Annotated in this window: 1 pseudogene (running past one end of the window); it reads left to right on the top strand. The window is 53.0% G+C overall.

Annotated elements, in window-relative coordinates:
- Positions 1-215, top strand: a pseudogene (locus OGX92_RS03740) (IS1-like element transposase) (its annotated part extends 80 nt beyond the left edge of the window); the annotation flags it as partial.

The following is a 215-nucleotide window of genomic DNA, read 5'->3' as shown; positions in this document are numbered from 1 at the left end:
TCAGCGCTATCTCTGCTCTCACTGCCGTAAAACATGGCAACTGCAGTTCACTTACACCGCTTCTCAACCCGGTACGCACCAGAAAATCATTGATATGGCCATGAATGGCGTTGGATGCCGGGCAACTGCCCGCATTATGGGCGTTGGCCTCAACACGATTTTACGTCACTTAAAAAACTCAGGCCGCAGTCGGTAACCTCGCGCATACAGCCGGG

Origin of the sequence: Citrobacter sp. Cpo089 (assembly GCF_030332695.1) — a bacterium.
In the GTDB taxonomy this organism is placed as follows: domain Bacteria; phylum Pseudomonadota; class Gammaproteobacteria; order Enterobacterales; family Enterobacteriaceae; genus Citrobacter; species Citrobacter portucalensis.
The sequence above is the reverse complement of the archived record's forward strand: the minus strand, read 5'-3'. Positions and strand labels throughout refer to the sequence as shown.